Origin of the sequence: Pseudomonas sp. B28(2017) (genome assembly GCF_002113025.1) — a bacterium.
GTDB lineage: Bacteria > Pseudomonadota > Gammaproteobacteria > Pseudomonadales > Pseudomonadaceae > Aquipseudomonas.
Window position 1 is genome coordinate 811950 of the sequence record NZ_NEJH01000001.1, and the last position, 22206, is coordinate 834155.

Sequence of the window (22206 nt, forward strand, 5' to 3'; positions counted from 1 at the left end):
GTCCCGGCCTGCTAACGTCAAACCCTGCAGCAGGTTCCATGGCTTGTCGGTCACTGGCCGCAGGGTTAGTGTGGGAATGCATGAGCGCACCACTGTGCCAGCGGGTTCAACATCATCTGTACAGCAAGACACGATACGGCCAGGGCCTTGCGGGTACGAATGGAAAATACAGATGCCTGAGCAAAAAATCAGAGTCTTGCTGGTGGATGATCACAGCATCGTGCGTAACGGTGTGCGACGCATGCTGGAGACTGCCGGCGAGATCGAAGTAACGGGTGAAGCCGGGACGGCACAGGACACAATGCTCCTGATCCGGGAGCAGGATTTCGACGTGGCGCTGGTAGATATCCAGCTGCCCGACAAGACCGGCCTCCAGCTCCTCAAGCTCATGCGATCAGAGAAGCCCAGGCTCGCCGTACTGATGTTGAGCATGCATTCGGTCGAGGCCTATGCGTTACGCGCCATCAAGCACGGCGCTGCGGGATACCTCACCAAGGATATTTCCGCAGCCACCCTGGTTGCGGCGGTTCGCAAGGTGGCCTCAGGCGGCAAGCACGTCAGTCCTGAGCTGGCAGAAAAACTGGTCAACGCTATCGGCAGAGGCGACGCGGCACCCCACGAAGCACTGTCCGACCGGGAACTTGAAGTACTCAAGCTGCTCGCAGCAGGCGAGAGAATCGTCCGCATCGCTCAGATATTGCATTTGAGCCCGAGTACCGTCACGACGTACCGGGCACGCATCCTGGAAAAAACAGGGATGGACAGCAATGCGAAACTGGCCCGCTATGCACTGGAAAACGGCCTGTTAACCTAGAATGCCTTGCCATCCGACGCAGCCGATCCAGCCTGCTTGTAGTGGAATCACTACAAACTCTTGGCCGATATCTCCACAAAGAAGTCCAGCTAACGTCGATAGTGGTATCCGTTCAACTCAAGCATATTGAGCTCTCTGCAAAGTTCGTAGATTAAGCGCGAAGTACGCGTTGCATTCATGTTGAATCAAAGTTCTAACTGGAGGACTACATGATGATTGGCTATTGGTTATGCGCGTTGCTGTGGGGTGTGGTACTGCTGGAGGAGATCCAGAGCATGCCCCTTCAAGAATGGAAAGACGAGGGTCTGAAAAAGGTTCTGTTGCTGCGCCGGACCAGAACCCGGACCAACTACTTTATGGCCTTGATCGCGGGCGCCTTGTGCCTTTATAGCGAAATCGTGGTGACGCCGGTCGATCAGAACATTTTCAACCCGGAGCTGATACTTGCCGTGTGCGGTCTGCTTTGGGGTGCTTATCTTTCCGTAGTCTCCATAAAGGGTAAACGCTAGAGGCCTGGCTCAATGACTACTGCGGGTAATTGATATTTCGCTACCGTCGGCCTGCAGGGAAATTCCCCCGTTCAGGCGCTTAACTCAGCATTTGAAAAGCCGCAGCCACCCTGGTTGCGGCTTGTGCTGCGTGGTTTGTTTTCAGGGCGTGATGACCTCCAAACCCTTGTACGTCTGGCCTTCGTCGCGCAAGGGGCATCCCTGGTGAAGCCTGGCCTTGAGCAGCTAATCTTCAGCCTTCGGAGGGGCGGCGGAATCACGCCGCGAAGAGGCCCGAGCCGAGTCAACGGCGTACAGCAGTGACTTCGATTTCAACCAGGAAACCTGGATTGGCCAGTGCCGCTACTTGGAAAGTAGATCGGGTAGGAAGGAGTGGTTGTGCCGCCGTTCCGAAGAACTGCCTATAGCCTTTCATGAAGCCTGCAAAATCCATTTTCCCTCCGTGTTCCGTGACACCGACCAGATAGACTTGCATCTTGACCACATCGCCGATGCTTAGATTAAGGTTCTTTAGGTTGGCTTCGATGATCTTAAGCACACTGACAGTCTGTGTTTCGGTATCGCCATACGCAGCGATGGAACTTGGATCTGCCTTGCTGTTGATCACTGCTGGCACGACTCCGCTGAAATTTACCACTTGAGCGTCAGCCGGGATTTCGATGGCCAACGAGATCGGAAAATCGGAGTCGGGAATCTTGTGGCGGATCACATCAGCGGCGTTGACATTACTGGTTGCGAGCGTGGTGACCAGGGTGCCCATCAGGACGCTTAAGGAAAGCTTGCTTGGCATGCGGGGACTCTCGAGTGAAGTGGGGCACTCTTAACGTTGAGTAATGGCCATCAACTGGCTTTTGCAGGGTTGATTGTTTCACCGCAAAAGGCATTAAGGGATAGGTCATCTCTCTCTCTCGCTTGTAGGAAATTTCTCGGCCCGAGCGTCGTAGGTGCTTCGTATCGCCTCGGAAATTTCCGACATGAACTGCGGAATTTTCAACTATCTTTTAGAAATCGATTTGGGCAAAGATCATTTGATTCTGGACGGCTGGATTGAGCTTCGTAGTGCCCCGTATTCCTAAGTATCAGGCTGTCGTCGATTCAGAGTAGTCTGTAGCTATGACGAGCATTGCCGCCAGAGTGACCGCTGCGCACATTATTTACGAACATCGATCTTCCATGCAGGGAGTATGCGCTACTGAAGTACCTTTAATCTGTCCAGGCTGTAACGCAGCAGAGATCAGAGAAAGAGTAATATTATATGAAGAAAAGGCTGATCAATTCTGTATGTGCATATCTCCTCCTTATATTGATTGCTTGAGATGCCGGGTCATGAAATGTGTCTATTTACACCCCTGAAAGTTAACTTGTACTTACGGTGCCTGGAATATTTTTGGCGAACTGATGTGCCTGCTTAATTGCCGGATTAGTTAGCGTGCACGACTTTCCTGTTCGCTCTGATTGCAAGCTGTGCGTCCACTGCAAATCTTCTACTTTAGGTCGCCATTTAGCAGTTAGCCCGAGTTCAGTTCTGGTATATAGGCCGGTAGGGGCAACAGTTCGGCCCAGTCCTTGTGGGGCTCTACCAAGCGTACAACTTTTTGCTGTAATGCACGCACTCTGGTGTCGAGGATAACGGGCATAAAAAATTACCAAAATGGAGGGTCCCCCATGTGTAAAACCTGGCTTGTGCCTTTTGTGCTGTTTTCTCATTCGTCTCTAGCCTTAGCCACCCAAGACTCTTCTATTGGCGCAGTTGCATCAGCGCACCCTTTGGCAACTGCAGCGGGGATGAAAATATTGGCGAAAGGCGGTAATGCGTTCGATGCGGCTGTCGCCATTTCAGCCACATTGAGTGTCGTGGAACCGGCAATGTCAGGATTGGGAGGATATGGTTCGACCTTGCTCTACAATGCTGGGAGCGGGGAAGTAAAATATTTGAATGCCAGCGGAAAGTTTCCCCTCAGTACCAACTCCGATTTGATGCGAGCCCCCACTGAGAATTACCTCGGCAACCGACGCGGCGCTAAATCCATTTCTACTCCCGGAAACTTGAATGCCTGGAGCGAAATGCATCGCGCCTATGGCAAGTTGCCTTGGGAAACTCTGTTCGGTAGCGCCATAGATCATGCGCATAACGGATTTCCCATTCCCCCTTTTACTGCCAAGGTCATCGAGTCGGCCTTTAGTGGCTTTTCCGACTATTCGAAATCTATCTACGGCCGGGTAGGAAGCCCGCTGCTGGAAGGTGACCTCCTGGTGCAGAAGGATCTGGCGAAGACATATGAGTTGATCGCTGCACAAGGGCCGCAAGTGTTCTACAGCGGAGCGATTGCCCAGCGTATTGATACTCAGATGAAGGCGTCGGGGAGCTTCCTTTCCATCGAGGATCTGCGTGCCGATGCTGCAGAATGGTGGAGCCCGATCAAGATCGAATACAAGGGGTATGAGGTCTATACCATGGGTATGCCGGGAAATGGTTTTTCCGCACTGCTGACCCTGGGGGCAATGGGGCAGTTCGACTTGAAGAAAGCCAAACGGGACCAACCTGAGTATCTTCATCTAACGGCCGAAGTGTTGAAGCGGTCCGCCAAGACCGTATTGGCAACCCCGGGAACGGCGGAGGAAAGGTCCTATATCGAGAATACGCTCCTCAACAAGGATAATTTTACGAAAATCGCTCAATCCATTGATGCCAATAAAGTCGCTCATTTCGATGCTCAAACGAACAGAGAGGGGGTTAATACCACCCACTTTGTAGTGGTCGATCAATGGGGGAATATTGTGAGCTCTACTCAGACGCTAGGTACGAGTTTTGGCAGCAAGACCATGATCGAAGGTACGGGGATCTGGATGAACAACTCCATGGCTTTTTCATCCTTTGAACCCAAGGGTAATCCCATGGATGTTTTTCCGGGCAGATACAAGCTATCCAGCAACTCACCCATCATTATTAAAAAGGGCGGAGAACCTTGGGCGGCACTCGGTACACCCGGAGGTCATACGATCCCGCAGAATATTGCCCAGGTCGTCATCAATCTCATCGACTTTGGTATGACGATGCAGGAGGCCATCGACGCACCAAAGATAGCCTTTATCGAGGAAGGAAATTTTGTCGTGACTGAAAAAGATATCCCGGGACCCACAGTGGCAGCTCTGCGAAAAAAAGGTCATACCGTGCAGAATGACAACCTGGAAAGTTATCTGGGGCTCAGCGGAAAAATTGGCAATGTCATGGGCGTGAGGTTACTGAATACCAATAAGCAGCGGGTCTTTGATGTCGGCGTCGATAAAAGAAGAGATGGATGGGCTGTGATTCAATAGGGTAGAGACTCGTGGACCAGCATCTCGATTGGCCTTGTTCAGCTTCTCCAGCGAGAGATGGACTGCTGTTTCATCGGGCTCAACCGTTCGATTCGTGTGATAGGGGGATTTCACCAGAAATGTAAGTCTTTTTCAAAGCTTCCTTCAGCACTGACCATTTGATTTTAATAGCACCGGGCAGGATCTATAAAATATCTTAACGCTCACATAATCGCGCCCCCTACAAGCCATAAACAATAAAAATGCATTTGGCGCACAGAATAACAATGCGCTATTCAATCTGCACCGCAGGCCTTCGGGAACTCCTGGCAAGAAGATCTTACAATACGGTAGCACCCAGCAATAAAATTAATGTGGTGGTTTTTAGCTGTTTGACAGAACATGTGACCTCAATTCAACAGGGAAATTTAGTGTATGCCCGTTAGAGCAAAATTTATGCCCAAGCTGATCGCCTCCCTTCTATTTGTTTTTAATTTGCCTGCGATAGCAGAGTCAGAAAGTAAAAAATCACTGATCACCGCTGCTCCAGTGCTACATACAACCGGTGTGGCTGATCGGTTATATCGAGTGGATTGCGGACGCTCGGTTACTCATGATATGTCGATATGGACCCCCGGCCAAAACATCGGGAAAACGGCGGAGTTCTCATCAAGTTGCTGGCTCGTCAAGCACGCAGAGGACTGGCTGCTATGGGATGCGGGGGTGCCCGATGCTTCTGCGAACGATCCCAAGGGTTGGACTATTTCCAGATTCAACACGTATTACCTGGATAAAACATTGGCAGCTCAACTTGACGAGATTAACCTGACTCCAAATGATATTACTTATCTAGGCCTGTCCCATATCCATGGCGATCATATTGGTAATGTGAAACTGTTCCCGGGCGCAAAGGTTTTAATGCAACGGGCTGAGTATGAGTGGATGAACTCCGGTGATGGAGCCAATACAGATACCGATCAAATGAAAGCGCTGGCACGAGAACTGATTGGAACACCGAAACACCTCATGCTCGTCGAGGGAGACATGGATATATTTGGAGACGGTAGTGTTAGGCTGATTTCTACCCCAGGGCATACACCAGGCCACCAAACCTTATTGGTCAACCTGAAAAATACTGGCTCTATTATTTTGGCTGGAGATGTTGCTCATTTAGCCAGGAACTTTTCTGATAATGTAGTTCCTACCCTTAATACTGACAAAAAGGATTCCATTGAGTCAATGCGGCGGATTAGAACGTTATTGTCAGAACAGAAGGCTACGCTGTTTTTGGGGCACGACAAAACTCAAATGAGTACATTAAAGCTATTACCAGATGCCTACGATTGATGCGGGTTAACTTGGTTAGAAGGTGTTAGGGGCTGTACGAAAAGTAATGTCGTAAACACCGCATGGTGCAGGCCAGCGAGACCATCGCCGCATAACCTTTCGCAAGCTTGTCGCACCGCGTAACGATGCGGCGGTTCTCCTTCAGCCAGCCGAACATACGCTCGATGATATTGCGCTGGCGGTACTTGGGACGATCGAACAGTCTCGGCAATCCCGGTTTGGGTTTGCGCTTGATGCTGCGCAGAGGAATCACTGGCTGCATCCGATACCGGTCGCAGTAACGACGCAAAGCTTCGGCGTCATAGCCTTTATCTGCCAACAACCACCGACAGCGTTTACGGGGACGACCGCGCAAACTTGGGATATGTGCCTTATCCAGCAACGGCTGGGCATAAGCGGTGTCGCTGGCTTGCCCGCCCGACCATAGATTTTCCCGGCACCAGAGGAAGCCCGAGTTGCGCGTACTGCAGTGGAGTCAATCATCCAGGTTTCCAGATCAATCAACCCTTGCTCGTTGAGCTTGATATGAAGCCGCTTGAGCATCTGGTCAAACGTTCCGCGATTGCGCCAGTCACGAAAACGTTGATAGACCGTTGACCAAGGGCCGAAGCGCTCAGGCATGTCGCGCCAGGCGGCGCCGGAGCAGGGCACCCAAAGTACACCGTTGAGCATCAGACGATCATCTGTTCGCGGTCGCCCGCTACGGCGCGGTTCATTGAAAATGTCCACAACCAAATCCCAGGCTGCGTCGGGGGAGTTCGTACCGTTTGGTCATCGTGGGCTCCTGCCTTTGATGGACGTGGACTTTACTGAATCTCGGCGTCGGTGGCGTTCAAATTGCTTTCGGCTGATTTCGTACAGAGCCTAGCGATGGTTGCGATAGCGTTCGGTCAAGGACTGCACGCGGGTGACGTAGGATTGCGTCTCGGCGTAGGGAGGCACCCCGTTGTACTCGACCACGGACGCTTCGCCGGCGTTGTAACCTGCCAACGCCAGCACCTGGTTGCCGTTGAAGCGCTTGAGCAGCCAGGCCAGGTAGCGCACGCCGCCACGAATGTTCTGTCGTGCGTCGAACGGATCGTCCACGGCGAAGCGCTCGGCGGTGGCGGGCATCAACTGCATCAGCCCCTGGGCGCCGGCTTCGGAAATGGCGTTGGGGCGAAACGCCGATTCGGCATGTATCACTGCGCGGACCAGCGCCCTGTCGACACCATAATGACCCGAAGCGGCTTCGATCTCCCGCCGATAGGAATGGGTGTCCAGGCGCAGTGAGGCGACCTTGAAATCCTTCGGCGCCATGCACAGATAGCAGCCCTTGATGTAATAGAGCTCAAGGACATCGACCCGTGCGGAGATCCCGACGGGGCGCCGGCTCACATATTGACGAATACCCTTGTGAATGAAGGTCCACACCCGGATCCGCACCGCGCCTGAGTCGTCGTCCCGTACAAGCCGTGGCAGGGCCATTGCCTTGGCGCCGACACCGGCGCCCGCCATGCCATTGAGGCGAGTGCAGCGGGCGCTGGCGATGGCTTGGCTGGTGTAGCTGATGGCTCCGTCCCTGGCTTGGCACTTGAACATGGCGCTGGCGCACAGTGGAGCGACCAGCAAGGCCAGTTCGATGCAGCCAAGAAGGCTCTTGCGAGCCCATCGCCATGCTCTGGAACTCATCACATCGCTCCGCGCCGCAGGCGCCGATCAGGCCTGGGGCGCCTGGCTCGGGCGTTGCCTTTGGAGGGCCTAGTCCGGGTGACCCGCCTTTTGTTCTGATAGTTATACCCCTTGTAACCGACCTTGGAACTTGCGTTGACGTACGGGCTGCCGGCGTTCCCAGGCGAGGCGCAGGCCTGATTGCTCGCACGACGCGTCATCCGGGCTTGCAAGGGCCGGGCGCAAGTCCGATCCGCGGGTGACGGACCCGGAGCCGGGGCGGGACAGGCCCAGGCAGGCGACGGCAAAGTTGTCATCGTTATCCGCCCAGGCCGAATTCATCCGAGAATGAAATACACCTTGCGCAGAGGGTTTCCCCAAAAGCTGGTTAAACGTAGCCCTGAGACTTGGCTGCTTGGCTACAACAGCACGCCGTCCACCGGTTGGTGCGGTGCCAGCGTGGTTTCGCCGAGCAGTTCCAGGACGGAGATTTCGGTGTTGCGGCACATCGTCTATGAGTTTGATTCGTTGATCCATTGGGGACTCTCGATTCCAGGGTATGGTCAGGCACCTCCTGACCGCATTTCATACCTGTAAACGATGTCTCCGGTTTCTACCCAATCAGAAGCTCTCCCCATAGGGTGCGGGCTTCCCAAAAACGCTGATAAGCCACCGTATTTCGAAAACCGAGGAAAATTGCCAGGGTCAGCCCCCAGAGCGTAAACGGTGTGGCAGTCAGGAGCACCTTGAAGTGACAGAGCGTGCCGTGCATCGCCACGACCGCTGAACTGATCAACATGGTGAAGAGCACTTTTCCAGATCACGGGAATGATCGAACCCTTGAGCGAAAACAGCAGAGTCCGAATGGAGGGATTTTGCGGGTGAGTGATCATGGGGCCTCAGATATGGAAAAGGGCAGCCTGGTTCGGATCAACGCCGGGAATGCTTTATTCAACCAGCCATAACGGCCCACTCACAGGGTTGCGAATCGTGAGCATCGAGCGCGTCTCAGGTGCGGAGTCTTGCAATACCAGCTGAGTAATGGTGGCGACAACCGCTTCATAGTCCGCCTCATCCACTTTTGGCTTCACTACGGTTTTGAGTGCTGGAAGTAGTCATAAGACGAGGTCGAGGCATGGGGCATGGCTTTATCTTTGGAATCAAGTATCGCAATATACAAAACTATATAGCGTGTAGCCTGCACTTTCTTGGCAAGGGAATGAATGATGAGTACGGTTTTGAGCAGCAAAGAAGCGGTAGGTGAGCGTTACGAACTGGAAACGATGCGTCATGCACAGCAGATGACCTGGAAGGCCATCGACCGGATTGCCCGTGTCATCACGCCCGGTATGCGCGAGTCCGAGGCACAGTTGCGAGGCAAAGAGATTCTGGCGGAGCTGGGCATGGACCGGATCTGGCACCCGTTGCTGGTTCGCTTTGGTGCCAACACGCTCAAGACTTTCAAGCAGCGCTCCGATGGCGACCCCGAGCTGGGGGCCGAAGACATTTTCTTCATCGACATGGGGGTGGTGTGGCAAGGACACGAAGGTGATGCCGGCGCGACCTTCACCACCGGCTCCGATCCGCAAATGCTCGCCTGCGCGGCGGCGGCCAGGGAGCTGTTCAACCGGGTCGAAAGTTTCTGGCGCCGCGAGCGTGTTTCCGGGGTGGCGCTTTATGACTTTGCGGCCGCTCAGGCACAGGCTATGGGATGGAAGCTCAACCTCGACATCAAAGGCCACAGGGTCAGCGATTTTCCCCATGCGATTTACCGGGGCGGCGACCTTGGGGATCTTGATCAATGCCCGAACACCGGCCTGTGGATTCTGGAAATCCAGCTTGCCCATCCCGAGCGTCCGTTTGGCGCGTTCTATGAAGACTTGCTGATCTGAACGACTTCAACCAAGGAGTTCCAATGACCCACGCTACCGAGCAACGGGTGTTGCTGTTCTCTTATGGCACCCTGCAAGACCCAGCCGTCCAGCTATCCACCTTCGGGCGTGAATTGAAAGGACGGCCGGACAGCCTGCCGGGCTACAGACAGGACTGGGTCGAGATTACCGATCCGGCAGTGCTGGCGGCGAGCGGCAAAGCCCATCATCCCATCGTGCAGTCGAGTGGTGACCCGTCGGATGAGATCGCTGGCACCGTGTTCGAGATCACTGCGCAGGAGTTGGCTGAGGCCGATGAGTATGAGGTGGCTGATTATCAGCGGGTAGGGGTCTTGCTGAAGTCCGGAACCAGTGCCTGGGTCTACGTGCAGGCCTGAATTCCGATGACTTGGAAAGTGAATAGGCGTTGAGCGCAGCGTTAACCTTAATGATGTTCTGATCATGCGCAGGAACAGAATCGGATGACAGTCCGCCATGTTGGCGCCGATCACGAAGAACAGATCCGAGTGATCGAAGTCCTGATAAGACCCCGGTGGCCCGTCAGAGCCGAGCGAGAGCTTGTAACCGCTGCCCGCGCTGGCCATGCACAGGCGTGAGTTGGACTCGATGTTGTTGGTCCGGACAAAGCCTTTGGCCAACTTGTTGATCAGGTGCTGGGCTTCCAGCGACATCTGCCCGGACACGTAAAACGCCAGGGCGTCGGGGCCTTGGGTATCAAGGATCTCGCGCAGCCTCCTGGCGGTCTCGCTGATGGCTTTGTCCATGGCAACCCGTACCGGGTCTCGATTGCGCTCCTGACGCAGGTAGGCGTATTCCATCCGTCCCGACTTGGCAATGGCCTGGCCGCAGGTATTGCCTTTGGTGCACGGTCGAACGAAGCCAGCCGGGTAATGAGGGGACGTGTACACACCAGGGCCTTCAGAAAGGCTGGTAATGCTTGTTGCGAACATTGGTCTCAGGAGTCAAAAGAGACTCAGAGTTGACGGCTATATGCACCGTTATATAGCGCTATGCGTCATGGCATGCACCAGTCGAATGCAGGTGAACCCGGCTTTTACCTTCCTGAACTCCAGCATTTTGTGCTTTGACCCGTATCGAATAACTATCCTGCAAATGCAACTCCCGCCAACTGAAACACGCCCTGGAGCCTGGTTGCCGGGGCATTCCGGTATAGCTTTGGAGCCCGAATGTCCAAATAGGTGAAGCTTCCCGACGCTAACTGGCACAAACGCTGCAAGACACCGTTCAGGTCCACTGTGAACGCAGTCGAGTGGGCAGCCCCCTCGGTCAACGACGATCGATTGGCCGAGCAGGTCGTGGGCAACATCGGTGGATCCGGCATAGATGCCTGACCTGGCACCGTAAATGAACAGGCAAAGACGCCTGGAACCGCAAGGTTTCAGGCGTTTTTTTTTGCTTTTTGAACAGCTATCGACGGGTGTCTCTTATGAATTCCAATGTTGCCACTTTGAACAAGCTGCAAACGCTGATCGTAATCGGCAATGGCATGGTCGGACATCATTGTGTCGAACAACTGATCGAACGCGGTGCCCTTGATCACTATCGGCTGCACGTCTTCAGCGAGGAGCCGATGCGTGCCTACGACCGCGTGCACCTTTCCGAATATTTCTCCGGCCGTGATGCCGAGTCGCTGGCCCTCGGTGAAGCCTCGCTGTACCAGACTCCGGGCGTCACGCTGCATCTGGGAGTGCCGGTCCTGGAAATCGACCGCGCATGCCGCCAGGTGGTCACCGCGCAAGGGTGCGTTTCTTACGACAAATTGGTGTTGGCCACCGGGTCCTATCCGTTTGTGCCGCCGATCGACGGCGCCGAGGGCGATTCGCGCCTGGTGTATCGCACCCTGGAAGACCTCGACGCCATCCGTGCCGCGGCTGCCAACGCCCGGCGCGGAGTAGTGGTCGGCGGTGGCTTGCTCGGTCTGGAAGCGGCCAACGCCCTGAAAAGCCTGGGGCTGGAAGCTCATGTGGTGGAATTCGCCCCGCGGCTGATGCCGGTGCAACTGGACGAGTACGGTGGCCTGGCGCTCAAGGCGCAGATCGAACGCCTCGGCGTCGGTGTGCACCTGTCGCGCGGCACGCAATCGATCAGCGCAGGCGAGGAATACCGCTATCGGATGAACTTCGCCAATGACGAATTTCTTGAAACCGACCTGATCGTGTTTTCCGCCGGTATCCGCGCGCAAGACGCACTAGCCCGTCAATGCTCACTGGAAATCGGCCCGCGCGGCGGTGTGGTGATTGACGATCAATGCCTGAGCAGCGATTCGAACATCTATGCCATCGGTGAGTGTGCCGCGTGGAACGGCAGCATTTTTGGCCTGGTCGCCCCGGGCTACCAAATGGCGCGCGGTGTTGCCGCATTGCTGTGCAACGAAACCGCCGAGCCGTTCATGGGCGCGGACATGTCGACCAAACTGAAGCTGCTGGGCGTCGATGTCGGCTCCATCGGCGACGCGCACGGCAACACGCCGGGCGCGCGCAGTTATCAGTTCATCGACGAAACCACGGCCAGCTATCGACGCTTGGTGGTGGACGCGACCGGCAAGCACGTGCTCGGTGCGGTGCTGGTGGGTGACAACAGCTATTACGACACGCTGCTGCAATACATGCAGAACGCGATTGCGCTGCCGGCGGAACCCGCCAGCCTGATTCTGCCGTCGTCCGAAGGCGCGCCGACCCTGGGTCCGGGCGCCTTGCCCGAAGCGGCCACGGTGTGCTCGTGCCACAACGTCACCAAGGGTTCCATTTGCTCGGCCATCGACGGTGGTTGCACCGACCTCGGCCTGCTCAAGTCGCAGACCAAGGCGTGCACCGGTTGCGGTGGTTGTGCCGGGTTGCTCAAGCAGGTGTTCGAACATGAGTTGATTGCCCGTGGCGTCAGTATCGACAAGAGCCTGTGCGAACACTTTGCCTATACCCGTCAGGAGCTTTATGCGCTGGTGCGGGTAGAAGGGGTGATCACCTTCGAAGAACTGCTGGCCAAGCATGGCCGTGGCCACACCGGTTGCGACGTGTGCAAGCCGGCGGTGGGCTCGATCCTCGCTTCGTGCTGGAACCAGCCGATCATGGACGCTTCACTGGTGCCGCTGCAGGACACCAACGATACCTTCATGGCCAACATGCAGAAAAACGGCACCTATTCGGTGGTGCCGCGCATCCCCGGTGGTGAGATCACCGCCGACAAACTGATCGCGATCGGTGTGGTGGCGAAGAAATACGACCTCTACACCAAAATCACCGGTGGCCAGCGTATCGACCTGTTTGGCGCACAGTTGCATGAACTGCCGGACATCTGGGCCGAACTGATTGAGGCGGGTTTCGAAACCGGGCACGCCTACGGGAAATCGACCCGTACGGTGAAGTCTTGCGTCGGCAGCACCTGGTGCCGTTATGGCGTGCAGGACAGTGTGCAAATGGCCTTGACCATCGAGGACCGCTACAAGGGCCTGCGCTCGCCGCACAAGCTCAAGTTCGCGGTGTCCGGTTGCACCCGGGAATGCGCCGAAGCCCAGAGCAAAGACGTTGGCGTGATCGCCACCGAGAAAGGCTGGAATCTTTACATCGCCGGTAACGGCGGCATGCGCCCACGTCACGCCGAGCTGTTCGCGACCGACCTCGACGATGCGACCCTGATCCGCTACATCGACCGCTTCCTGATGTTCTACATCCGCACCGCCGACAAATTGCAGCGTACCTCGGTGTGGCGCGAAAGCCTGGAAGGCGGCCTTGATTACCTCAAGGACGTGATCATCAACGACAGCCTCGGGCTCGGCGCCGAACTGGAGTCGCAGATGCAGTTGGTGGTCGACCGCTATGAATGCGAATGGGCCAACGTCCTCAAGGACCCGGAAAAACTCAAGCGCTTTCGCACCTTCGTCAACGACAAACGCCCGGACCCGGATATTCACTTTGTCCAGGAACGCGGCCAGCGGCGCCCGATCATGGCCGCCGAACTCAACCTTATCCCTGTCACCGAGGAGATCGCCTGATGAGCCAGTCCAATACCCAACGCATCGATTCCCTGGAAAGCCCTGAGGCCTGGCAAACGGTGTGCGAGCAACAGGACCTGGTCAGCAACTCCGGCGTCGTCGTCTGGCTCGACGGCGCACAAGTGGCGCTGTTCTACCTACCGGGTGCCGAGGGTCGTACCCTCTACGCCATCGACAACCATGACCCGCAATCCGGTGCGAATGTCATCGGTCGCGGTTTGGTGGGCAGCATCAAGGGTGATCTGGTGGTTGCATCGCCGATCTACAAGCAGCATTTCCGCCTTGAGGACGGCAGCTGTCTGGAGTACCCGGAGCAGCGCTTGCGTGTGTGGCCGGTAAGGCTGAACGCAGAGTCTGTGGAGATCGCTGTCAACTGACCTTTACGACCAGGGGGCAGAGCGTGGGGCGGCATTTTCCTGTAGCAGACTGTTGGGAGGGAATGTCAGTGACATGGTCATGCTCGTTCTCCTTTTGCTTGGGTCGAATACATCAGACGAATGTCGCGCTTGCGACGGCAGGGAGGGCGCGAAGCAATCAGGCCACCGGGACCAGGGGATCGGCTGCCACCAGGGCGGCGGCAGGGGATCCACACGGTGTTGTTCTGCGACTCGAGTTCCTGCTTCAGCTGACGATCCCTGCCTTCGGCGTACACCGCGCCCCACGCGCCCAGGCCCAGGCAGGTCACGTATTCGGGCTGGCGGTAGAGGGACGGGGGACACGCGATGTGATCGCTGTCGGGATCAGACCTCCAGCACCGGGGACCTCACATGTTGAACGGTATGCACATCGGCTGTTGCCGAAGGCTGCAGCAACGAGAACAGGTTTTTGGGATCCTGCAGCTCTGGCACCAGTTGGATGTCGCTGCCAATGTTGAGCGTTCTCGCTACATCCAGCACATAGCGCAAGGCAGAGTAGTCCTCGAGGGCGAAGCCGACCGAGTCGAACAGGGTGACTTCCTCGGCGTGCTGGCGACCTTGAGTCTGGCCATTGATGACTTTCCAGAACTCTATAACCGGGGAGTCGGCGGGCATCTGCTGAATTTCGCCTTCAATGCGGCTTTGCGGTTCGTACTCAACCATGACCCGTGCACGCTCCACGATGTCCCGGTGCAGTTCGGTCTTGCCGGGACAGTCGCCGCCCACTGCGTTGAGGTGCATCCCGGGCTCGATCATTTCAGGCGTCAGAATGGTTGCGTATGCCTTGTCGGCCGTGACCGTGGTCACGATATCGGCACCCCGTACCGCTTCTGCGACGGTTTTGGCAACGGTCACCGCAATGGCGGGGTAGGCCCGCAGGTTGGCTACCAGCTTCGCTGTCGCGGCAGAGTCGATGTCGTAGAGGCTGATTTCAGTAATGCCCAATAAGGTATGAAATGCCAGGGCCTGGAATTCGCTCTGTGAGCCATTGCCGATGAGTGCCATTCGGCGACTGTCCGGCCGGGCGAGGTAGCGGGCCGCGAGCGCAGAAGTGGCAGCGGTGCGAATGGCGGTAGTCAGGGTCATTTCACTCAGCAACACAGGCTTGCCGGTATCGACGTCTCCCAGTGCGCCAAACGCCATGACCGTCAGCATGCCATTGTGCGTGTTCTTCGGATGTCCATTGACATACTTGAAGGCGTAGAGCGCTGCATCAGACACGGGCATCAGTTCGATGACGCCCTCGGGTGAGTGGTTCGCCAGGCGCGCGCATTTTTCGAAATCCGGCCAGCGTACGTAATCCTGACGGATGTACTCGGCCATTTCGGTCAGGCATCGAGGCAAGCCTTTTTCCTGGACGAGACGGCTCAGATCATTGACGTCGATGTAACGGGTCATATCGGGTTCCTTTGGACGTTTTTGGGTGTGCAGGCCCGGGCTGCCTTTCGCTTTGGCGGCTGCGACCCGGGAGCTGGTCCATGTATTTGCGACGGACCTATTGTCGAGGCAATGGAGAGAAGATTTCGGCCAATACCGACCCTGGATACAGCGAGAGAAGTCGAAAAACAGAGCACGCACAGCGGAATCGGCTTGGTGCTTCACGATGCATCGTCATGCAGATAAAGAAGGCCGCAAAGACCATCACACGTCCTGTGCCGCTCCCGTTAAGTGGAGAAACGGTGATTTACAGCAGACGACAGAATCGGCTGTGATAGCCCTTCGTTCAGCACAGTCACGCTGTTTGAACCTGGGGTTACGACACCAGCATCTTCCCCGCAATTGGCATTCTGGCGGTCCGTTTCAAGCGCTTGTCGATAGCCGCTTGAGATGGAATGCAACTCCGGCGACTGGCTGTTTGCGGTCGAAAACAACAACAAAAACGGCTGCGGTGAAGACCGCATCGACTCTCTGCCCCTGTCAAAAAAGTGTGGTCCGACGCTGGCGCCGGATCGCGATAAATCCAAATAATCCGGGACTCAAGAAGATGAACATCAAATGGCTGACTTTGCCGGCACTCGCGTTGCTGTGCTGCACCACGGGCGCCAGCGCCAAGGAATGGAAGGAGCTGCGATTTGGCGTCAACCCAAGCTATCCGCCCTTTGAATCCACCACGGCCGATGGCGGGGTTCAGGGCTTTGGCGTGGATCTGGGCAATGCGATATGTGCCGAGTTGAAGCTGACTTGCGTGTGGGTCAGCAATGACTTCGACGGACTGATTCCGGGGCTCAAGGCCGGTAAGTTCGATGCCATCGAATCTTCGATGACCGTGACCGACGCGCGCAAAAAACAGATCGACTTTACCGATCGCCTGTACGCCGGACCGACCGCCATCGTCACCCGCAAAGACTCCGGACTGCTGCCCACCGCCGAGTCGCTGCGCGGTAAAACCATCGGTTACATGCAAGGCACGATTCAGGAAACCTACGCCAAGGCCAAGCTGGCGCCGGGCGGGGTGAAACTGCGGGCTTATCAGAATCAGGATCAGGTCTATGCCGACCTGGTGTATGGCCGTCTCGATGCGTCGATCCAGGACAAGCTGCAAGCGCAGATGAGTTTCCTGACCTCGCCGCAAGGAGCGGACTTCCAGAACAGCGAAGGCATCAGCGACCCGTTGGTGCCTTCGGAAATCGCCATCGGGGTGCGCAAGGACAACGAAGAGCTCAAAGGCATGCTCAATGCCGCCATCAAGGCCCTGCACGACAAGGGCATCTATGCGCAGATCCAGCAGAAACACTTCGGTGATCTGGACCTCTACAACAACTGATCCTCGTGCCCCGGCCGCTGTGTCGCAGCGACCGGGGCGCATCAAGACAGGTGACTGGTGTGAATTCCTTCCTGAATATCCTGGGGCTCGACCTTTCGGCCCTGCAAGGCTATGGCCCTTTGTTGCTGCACGGCACCTGGGTCACCCTCAAACTGTCGGCGCTCGCGCTTGTGGTGAGCATGGCGTTGGGGCTGCTCGGCGCGGCGGCAAAGCTGTCGCCGCTGAGGCTGTTCAATCTGCCGGCGACCTTTTACACGACACTGATCCGTGGCGTGCCTGATCTTGTGTTGATGCTGCTGATTTTCTACAGCCTGCAAGGCTGGCTCAGCGCCCTGACCGAAGCCATGGGCTGGGCGTACATGGAAATCGATCCGTTCGTGGCCGGCATCGTCACCCTTGGTTTCATCTACGGTGCGTATTTCACCGAGACCTTTCGCGGGGCGATTCTGAGTGTGCCACGCGGGCAACAGGAAGCTGCGGCGTGCTTTGGCCTGAACCGTTGGCAGCGCTTTCGTTTCGTGGTGTTCCCGCAAATGATGCGTTTCGCCTTGCCGAGCCTTGGCAACAACTGGCTGGTGCTGCTCAAGGCCACGGCACTGGTATCGATCATCGGTTTGTCGGACCTGGTCAAAGTCGCGCAGGAAGCCGGTAAAAGTACGTTCAACATGCTCGATTTCCTGCTGCTGGCCGCAGCGCTTTACCTGCTGATCACCAGCGTTTCGAACTACGTATTGCGCGTGTTGGAACGGCGCTACAACCAGGGTGTACGGGGGATGGCGCGATGATCGAGTTGATTGCCGAATACTGGCGACCCTTCCTGTTCAGCGATGGCGAAAGCCTCACCGGGTTGGCGATGACCCTGTGGTTGCTGGTGGCGAGCATTGCCATGGGCTTCATGCTGTCTCTGCCCCTGGCGATCTTGCGCGTGTCGCGCTGGGGCGTTTTGCGTTGGCCGGTCCAGCTGTTTACCTACGTGTTTCGCGGCACGCCGTTGTATATCCAGTTGCTGATTTGCTACAGCGGCATCTACGGCATCGCCGTGGTCCGTTCGCAGCCATTGCTCGAAGCGTTTTTCCGCGACGCAATGAATTGCACCTTGCTGGCGTTCACCCTCAATACCTGCGCTTACACCGTGGAGATTTTCGCCGGGGCGATCCGCAGTATTCCCTACGGCGAAATCGAAGCGGCCCATGCCTATGGCCTGAGTGGCTGGCGCCTGTATCTGCAACTGATCCTGCCTTCGGCGCTGCGCCGCGCGCTGCCGTACTACAGCAACGAAGTGATCCTGATGCTGCACGCGACTTCGGTGGCATTTACCGCAACGATTCCGGACATCCTGAAAATCGCCCGGGACGCCAATGCGGCGACCTTCATGACGTTCCAGGCATTCGGCATCGCCGGTCTGCTGTACCTCGTGCTGTCGTTCGGGCTGGTCGGAGCATTCAGGCTGGCGGAGAAACGCTGGCTGAGCTTTCTCGGCCCGACCCACTGACTTCCATCTTTAATCCAGAGCGGCGTCGATAAACGTGCTGCTCCAGGAGTATTCGCATGTACAAACTCACGGTTGAAAATCTGTATAAACGTTTCGGTGACAACGAAGTGCTCAAGGGCGTCTCGTTGAACGCACGGGCAGGGGACGTGGTGAGCATGATCGGCGCCAGCGGTTCGGGTAAGAGCACCATGCTGCGCTGCATCAACTTTCTGGAGCGGGCGGACGAAGGTGCCATTGCCCTGGATGGCGAGCGGGTCCTCACCCGTCAGGGTGTTGGTGGCATGCGCGTTGCCAACCCCAAGCAGTTGCAGCGTTTGCGCACGCGACTGGCGATGGTGTTCCAGCATTTCAACCTGTGGAGTCATCTGACCGTGCTGGAGAACATCGTGCTGGCGCCGTGTCGAGTCCTGGGCATGAGCCGCAAGGCTGCTGAAGATAGTGCACGGGCGTATCTGGACAAGGTCGGCCTGCCGCAACGGGTGGCCGATCAGTACCCGGCGTTTCTGTCGGGCGGGCAGCAACAGCGGGTGGCGATTGCCCGTGCCCTGGCAGTGGAACCCGAAATCCTGTTGTTCGACGAGCCCACCTCGGCGCTCGACCCGGAACTGGTGGGTGAAGTCCTGAAGGTGATTCAGGCGCTGGCCGAAGAAGGCCGGACCATGTTGATGGTGACCCACGAAATGGGGTTTGCCCGGCAGGTTTCCAGCCAGGTGTTGTTCTTGCATCAGGGCCGGGTCGAGGAGCAGGGTGATGCTACGATACTCGACCGGCCAAACAGCGAACGTTTGCAGCAATTCCTATCGGGTCGTTTGAAGTGAGGCAAAGCGTACATGGCGGATATCCGCGATCTGTCGATCGTGCTTGATCGTATCGACCAGGCAATCATTGAAGTGTTGCGCCACGAAGGGCGCATCACTTATCAAAAGCTGTCCGAGCGTGTGCACCTGACCCCCAGGCCTTGCCTGGAACGGGTACGCAAGCTGGAGCAGCTCGGGGTCATTCGCGGCTATGGTGCGATTCTCGATGAGAAGAAACTGACGCCGGGCTTGTCGTTGCTGGTGCTGGTGGCGTTGTCGAACCAGAGCGGACGCGCAGCGCAAAAGGCCTTCGAGGCCAAGGTGCGCGCCTGTCCGCAGGTGCTGGAATGTCGCCTGATCAGTGGCGCATTCGACTACAGCCTGCGCATGCGCTGCCGTGACATGGAGCATTACAGGGTGTTGACCGAAGTCTGGTTTGACGACCCGGATTTGCACATCGACAAACTGGTCAGCCACCCGGAGCTGGCGATGGTCAAGACCACGATGGAGTAAGATCAAAAGCTTGCTCGCGAAGGCGGCCTGATAGCCAGCCTGTCTTTTGTTGTCGGTGTGAATATCCGTTTTTTTGGTAACGGCGGCTGGTGGTTTCGCCCTTACGGCGACTCACTTTTTTTGACAAACGTCTCAAAAAAAGTAAGCAAAAAAAGCGCTCGCCCCGAACGTCCGGCCCCTCGCCAGGGCTCGGGGTTCCTTCGCTCCGGCATTCATCCGGGGGGCATTGCCCTCCGGTCGGCTGCGCGCGACCTACATGCAATGGGTTCGACTGCGTCGAACGGCGCTCCGCGCCCATCCCCGGATGAACACCTCCGCTCAGCCTGCCGAGGGGGCGGGTGGATCAAGATCAAGAGCGGCAGGCGAGCTAACGCTCGGCCTGTTGAGTGGTGAGGAGCGGGGCGGGTGTACGCCGACCTGCTTTGCTTTGCTCTGATCTGCTCTTCTGTAGGAGCGAGCTTGCTCCGGGCGGCGTTCCGACGATGGACGTCAACGATGACGCGGGCTGTCTGAATGCCCGCGTTGTTCAGACATTTTTCGCGAGCAAGCTCTCTCCTACAGGGGAACGGCGTTCAATTGTGATCAGGCCGGCTGTCAGGCCGCCTCGCTTTGGCTTTGGCTTTTGATCTGCTTGCCCCCTCGAGAGGCCGAACGAAAGGGGCAAGAGCCCTTGGTTACTTGGGGCTCTTCCAAGTAACCCGCTGTAAAAGCGGAACCATAAGTAGCCGTTACCGCAGCAATGGATATGTACTCAATCAACAATATCCAGATCGGCTGCCAGGCCACCTTTGCGGCCTCACCGAATCGGCTGGACAACCCAGAATCTTCAACCGTTTTCATCACCCCAACAGCCGTTATCAACCGGGTTTTTCCCGCTTGGAAACAGACAATGAGCCTCTCTCGACCCTCATTGAGTCTGTGCCCATGCAAACCACCAATACGGTATTGATGATTCGCCCGACACGTTTTTCCTTCAATCAGGACACGGCGGCAAACAACCGTTTCCAGCGTCCGGCAGCAATAGCCGAAGACGTACAACTCAAGGCCCTTGCCGAGTTCGATGGCTATGTCGATGCATTACGTCGGCACGGCGTAGAGGTCCTGGTGCATAACGATCGCGAAGCGCCGCATACCCCGGACTCGATCTTCCCCAACAACTGGTGGAGCACCCACCCGGATGGCACCTTGGTGCTGTACCCGATGCAGGGCCACAACCGGCGCCTGGAGCGGGACAAAGGTGTACTCGACGGGTTGCTGGACGAATACCGGATCGAGCAGGTGCTGGACCTGTCCAGCCTCGAAGAGCAGGAGATTTTCCTCGAGGGCACCGGCAGCATGGTGCTGGATCGGCAGCAGCGGATTTGCTACGCCGGGTATTCCACGCGCACCCACGCTCAGGCCCTGGATCAGTTGGTCACCCATTTGGGCTATGAGCTGTGTGCGTTCAACGCCGTGGACCGCCAGGGCGTGGCGATTTATCACACCAATGTGATGATGAGTGTCGGCACCCGCCTGGCGGTGGCGTGCCTGGCGTCCGTGCCTCAACCGGGCGAACGTGCGGCGTTGCGTGAACGGCTCGAAACCAGCGGCAAACAGGTCGTCGCCCTGAACTGGGCACAGCTGGAGTCCTTTGCCGGCAACATGCTGCAAGTGCACAACGCAGCGGGCGAGCCGCTGCTGGTGATGTCGCGCACCGCCTGGCATTCGCTGGACGCCGATCAGCGCCGTTTGATCGAAACTCACACCACCCCGTTGCCGGTGAACATTGACACCATCGAGCGCATCGGCGGCGGCAGCGCACGCTGCATGCTGGCCGAGGTGTTCCTGCCCAAACGTTCCCCGGCTAGGAGCGGGTGTGATGACGCAGTTGCGCCGGACTCACGCCAAGGCGTTGCCTGAAGGTGGTCGTCATGTGCGCTTGGGAATTGAAACCGCAGGCGTAGGCGATTTCCGTCAGCGTGGCCGTTGAATCGAGCATCAAGGCTCGGGCCTTGGCGAGGCGTCGCTCGATCAGGTAACCGTGCGGGCTTTTGCCTGTGGCGTTTTTGAATGCCCGCATGAAATAGCCTTCGGACAATCCAAGCAGGCCCGCCATTGCCGATACGCTCAACGGGCCATCGAGGCCCGCATCAATGAACTCATCGAGCAAGCGCATCCTGTGGCCGGTTATCGAGCCATGGGGCGCTGTCGACATGGCTTCGCTACCCGTCGCCCGCTCAGACAAGGCGAGTGCCCAAGCCTCCCAATCGTCGTCCACGCAAGCCTGCAACAGCGCGGCGCGCATTCGCCGGGCGAGGACAGTGGCTTGCTGATCGATGCGATTGTTAAAGGCACGATCCCCCACCAACGCAATGCCGTCGGTGCGTATCACCCGCAGATATTCACCGCCCTTGGCTGATTCGGACAGCACGTCACACCCGGCGGGGATGAACGCCAGGCCGTTGGGCATGGCATCGAAGGGTTGTACCCGGTCGCTGCCGATCGCGTGCAGGCCTCGCTGGCTGTCGAAGGCAAAGCCGATTCCCGCCTGGGTCGCTACATACCGGGTCGCGTAGGCGCGGCCGGGTAGCAATTCGATCGCCCAGGGCCCGGCCTCGATGCGGCGGATCGGTTCGGACAAGAGCGGTGGCGGCAGGCGGTTTCGATGATTCATGAACACCATAGTAGTGAAGGTGAGGCGCAAAAGTCAGGTCAGTTTTCTGAAAG

18 protein-coding genes and 4 pseudogenes are annotated in these 22206 nt (G+C 57.0%); 14 read left to right on the forward strand and 8 right to left on the reverse strand.

The window, feature by feature from the left end; genetic code table 11:
• The first annotated feature begins 172 nt into the window (after positions 1-172).
• A complete protein-coding gene (locus CAF65_RS03725; protein WP_085715071.1) occupies positions 173-814 on the forward strand; it encodes a response regulator transcription factor in 642 nt (213 codons plus the stop codon).
• Between the two features lie 209 nt (positions 815-1023).
• Positions 1024-1323, forward strand: coding sequence for a hypothetical protein (locus CAF65_RS03730; RefSeq protein ID WP_085715072.1), 300 nt, complete (start codon positions 1024-1026; stop codon positions 1321-1323).
• A gap of 283 nt (positions 1324-1606) precedes the next feature.
• Here the strand turns inward: CAF65_RS03730 and CAF65_RS03735 are convergent, their stop codons facing one another.
• The gene (locus CAF65_RS03735) at positions 1607-2083 is read right to left on the reverse strand and encodes a RidA family protein (protein ID WP_085715243.1); all 477 of its coding nucleotides are present in this window, start codon (positions 2081-2083) and stop codon (positions 1607-1609) included.
• A 905-nt stretch (positions 2084-2988) separates the two neighbouring features.
• On the opposite strand from CAF65_RS03735, the gene CAF65_RS03740 reads away from it, so the two are divergent.
• Both CAF65_RS03740 and CAF65_RS03745 read left to right on the forward strand, forming a co-directional pair.
• Complete coding sequence (locus CAF65_RS03740) at positions 2989-4641, forward strand: gamma-glutamyltransferase family protein (RefSeq protein ID WP_085715073.1); 1653 nt, start codon at positions 2989-2991, stop codon at positions 4639-4641.
• 435 nt (positions 4642-5076) lie between these two features.
• A complete protein-coding gene (locus CAF65_RS03745) occupies positions 5077-5967 on the forward strand; it encodes an N-acyl homoserine lactonase family protein (protein WP_085715244.1) in 891 nt (296 codons plus the stop codon).
• Positions 5968-5992: 25 nt separating this feature from the next.
• On the opposite strand, the pseudogene CAF65_RS03750 reads toward CAF65_RS03745, so the two are convergent.
• From CAF65_RS03750 to CAF65_RS03760, 3 genes and pseudogenes are all read right to left on the reverse strand, one after another.
• Positions 5993-6742: pseudogene (locus CAF65_RS03750) on the reverse strand (IS5 family transposase).
• An 89-nt stretch (positions 6743-6831) separates the two neighbouring features.
• On the reverse strand, positions 6832-7638 hold the full coding sequence (locus tag CAF65_RS03755) for a lytic transglycosylase domain-containing protein (RefSeq protein WP_085715074.1): 807 nt from the start codon (positions 7636-7638) through the stop codon (positions 6832-6834).
• 598 nt (positions 7639-8236) lie between these two features.
• A pseudogene (locus CAF65_RS03760) lies at positions 8237-8510 on the reverse strand (bestrophin family ion channel); the annotation flags it as partial.
• Between the two features lie 333 nt (positions 8511-8843).
• Here CAF65_RS03760 and CAF65_RS03765 point away from each other — a divergent pair.
• Entirely contained in the window at positions 8844-9509 is a 666-nt protein-coding gene (locus CAF65_RS03765) for a M24 family metallopeptidase (RefSeq protein WP_085715075.1), read from the forward strand.
• Between the two features lie 23 nt (positions 9510-9532).
• Positions 9533-9886: a gamma-glutamylcyclotransferase family protein gene (locus CAF65_RS03770; protein ID WP_085715076.1), complete on the forward strand. Its 354-nt coding sequence runs from the start codon at positions 9533-9535 to the stop codon at positions 9884-9886.
• A gap of 60 nt (positions 9887-9946) precedes the next feature.
• Here CAF65_RS03770 and CAF65_RS03775 read toward each other — a convergent pair.
• Positions 9947-10381, reverse strand: a pseudogene (locus CAF65_RS03775) (molybdopterin-dependent oxidoreductase); the annotation flags it as partial.
• 575 nt (positions 10382-10956) lie between these two features.
• Between CAF65_RS03775 and nirB the strand changes: the two are divergent.
• Both nirB and nirD read left to right on the forward strand, forming a co-directional pair.
• A complete protein-coding gene (gene nirB, locus CAF65_RS03780; RefSeq protein WP_085715077.1) occupies positions 10957-13518 on the forward strand; it encodes a nitrite reductase large subunit NirB in 2562 nt (853 codons plus the stop codon).
• Positions 13518-13895, forward strand: coding sequence for a nitrite reductase small subunit NirD (gene nirD / locus CAF65_RS03785; RefSeq protein ID WP_085715078.1), 378 nt, complete (start codon positions 13518-13520; stop codon positions 13893-13895). Before nirB ends, nirD begins: the two co-directional genes overlap by 1 nt.
• Positions 13896-14052: 157 nt before the next feature.
• Here the strand turns inward: nirD and CAF65_RS28645 are convergent.
• Together CAF65_RS28645 and CAF65_RS03790 are read right to left on the reverse strand one after the other, a co-directional pair.
• Positions 14053-14251 (reverse strand): annotated as a pseudogene (locus tag CAF65_RS28645) (NAD(P)/FAD-dependent oxidoreductase); the annotation flags it as partial.
• Positions 14252-14258: 7 nt separating this feature from the next.
• Entirely contained in the window at positions 14259-15332 is a 1074-nt protein-coding gene (locus CAF65_RS03790) for an ornithine cyclodeaminase (RefSeq protein WP_085715079.1), read from the reverse strand.
• 586 nt (positions 15333-15918) lie between these two features.
• On the opposite strand from CAF65_RS03790, the gene CAF65_RS03795 reads away from it, so the two are divergent.
• From CAF65_RS03795 to ctlX, 6 genes are all read left to right on the forward strand, one after another.
• Positions 15919-16698, forward strand: coding sequence for a transporter substrate-binding domain-containing protein (locus CAF65_RS03795; protein ID WP_085715080.1), 780 nt, complete (start codon positions 15919-15921; stop codon positions 16696-16698).
• 59 nt (positions 16699-16757) lie between these two features.
• Entirely contained in the window at positions 16758-17483 is a 726-nt protein-coding gene (locus CAF65_RS03800) for an ABC transporter permease (protein ID WP_085715081.1), read from the forward strand.
• Positions 17480-18190 carry an ABC transporter permease gene (locus CAF65_RS03805; protein WP_085715082.1) on the forward strand — a complete coding sequence of 237 codons (711 nt, stop codon included), beginning with the start codon at positions 17480-17482 and terminating at the stop codon, positions 18188-18190. The genes CAF65_RS03800 and CAF65_RS03805 overlap by 4 nt, the downstream gene beginning before the upstream one ends.
• Positions 18191-18246: 56 nt before the next feature.
• The gene (locus CAF65_RS03810; protein WP_085715083.1) at positions 18247-19008 is read left to right on the forward strand and encodes an ABC transporter ATP-binding protein; all 762 of its coding nucleotides are present in this window, start codon (positions 18247-18249) and stop codon (positions 19006-19008) included.
• A gap of 12 nt (positions 19009-19020) precedes the next feature.
• Entirely contained in the window at positions 19021-19500 is a 480-nt protein-coding gene (locus tag CAF65_RS03815; RefSeq protein ID WP_007974731.1) for an Lrp/AsnC family transcriptional regulator, read from the forward strand.
• Between the two features lie 924 nt (positions 19501-20424).
• Positions 20425-21399, forward strand: a complete 975-nt coding sequence (gene ctlX, locus CAF65_RS03825) for a citrulline utilization hydrolase CtlX (RefSeq protein WP_085715085.1) — start codon at positions 20425-20427, stop codon at positions 21397-21399.
• On the opposite strand, the gene CAF65_RS03830 is transcribed toward ctlX, so the two are convergent.
• Positions 21344-22162, reverse strand: coding sequence for an AraC family transcriptional regulator (locus CAF65_RS03830; RefSeq protein ID WP_085715086.1), 819 nt, complete (start codon positions 22160-22162; stop codon positions 21344-21346). The genes ctlX and CAF65_RS03830 overlap by 56 nt on opposite strands.
• Positions 22163-22206 lie beyond the last annotated feature (44 nt).

Coding starts and splice junctions, on each gene's coding strand:
- CAF65_RS03725 (WP_085715071.1), top strand. CDS start 173: ATGCCTGAGCAAAAAATCAGAGTCTTGCTGGTGGATGATCACAGCATC.
- CAF65_RS03730 (WP_085715072.1), top strand. CDS start 1,024: ATGATGATTGGCTATTGGTTATGCGCGTTGCTGTGGGGTGTGGTACTG.
- CAF65_RS03735 (WP_085715243.1), bottom strand. CDS start 2,083: ATGGGCACCCTGGTCACCACGCTCGCAACCAGTAATGTCAACGCCGCT.
- CAF65_RS03740 (WP_085715073.1), top strand. CDS start 2,989: ATGTGTAAAACCTGGCTTGTGCCTTTTGTGCTGTTTTCTCATTCGTCT.
- CAF65_RS03745 (WP_085715244.1), top strand. CDS start 5,077: ATGCCCAAGCTGATCGCCTCCCTTCTATTTGTTTTTAATTTGCCTGCG.
- CAF65_RS03755 (WP_085715074.1), bottom strand. CDS start 7,638: ATGAGTTCCAGAGCATGGCGATGGGCTCGCAAGAGCCTTCTTGGCTGC.
- CAF65_RS03765 (WP_085715075.1), top strand. CDS start 8,844: ATGAGTACGGTTTTGAGCAGCAAAGAAGCGGTAGGTGAGCGTTACGAA.
- CAF65_RS03770 (WP_085715076.1), top strand. CDS start 9,533: ATGACCCACGCTACCGAGCAACGGGTGTTGCTGTTCTCTTATGGCACC.
- nirB (WP_085715077.1), top strand. CDS start 10,957: ATGAATTCCAATGTTGCCACTTTGAACAAGCTGCAAACGCTGATCGTA.
- nirD (WP_085715078.1), top strand. CDS start 13,518: ATGAGCCAGTCCAATACCCAACGCATCGATTCCCTGGAAAGCCCTGAG.
- CAF65_RS03790 (WP_085715079.1), bottom strand. CDS start 15,332: ATGACCCGTTACATCGACGTCAATGATCTGAGCCGTCTCGTCCAGGAA.
- CAF65_RS03795 (WP_085715080.1), top strand. CDS start 15,919: ATGAACATCAAATGGCTGACTTTGCCGGCACTCGCGTTGCTGTGCTGC.
- CAF65_RS03805 (WP_085715082.1), top strand. CDS start 17,480: ATGATCGAGTTGATTGCCGAATACTGGCGACCCTTCCTGTTCAGCGAT.
- CAF65_RS03810 (WP_085715083.1), top strand. CDS start 18,247: ATGTACAAACTCACGGTTGAAAATCTGTATAAACGTTTCGGTGACAAC.
- CAF65_RS03815 (WP_007974731.1), top strand. CDS start 19,021: ATGGCGGATATCCGCGATCTGTCGATCGTGCTTGATCGTATCGACCAG.
- ctlX (WP_085715085.1), top strand. CDS start 20,425: ATGCAAACCACCAATACGGTATTGATGATTCGCCCGACACGTTTTTCC.
- CAF65_RS03830 (WP_085715086.1), bottom strand. CDS start 22,162: ATGGTGTTCATGAATCATCGAAACCGCCTGCCGCCACCGCTCTTGTCC.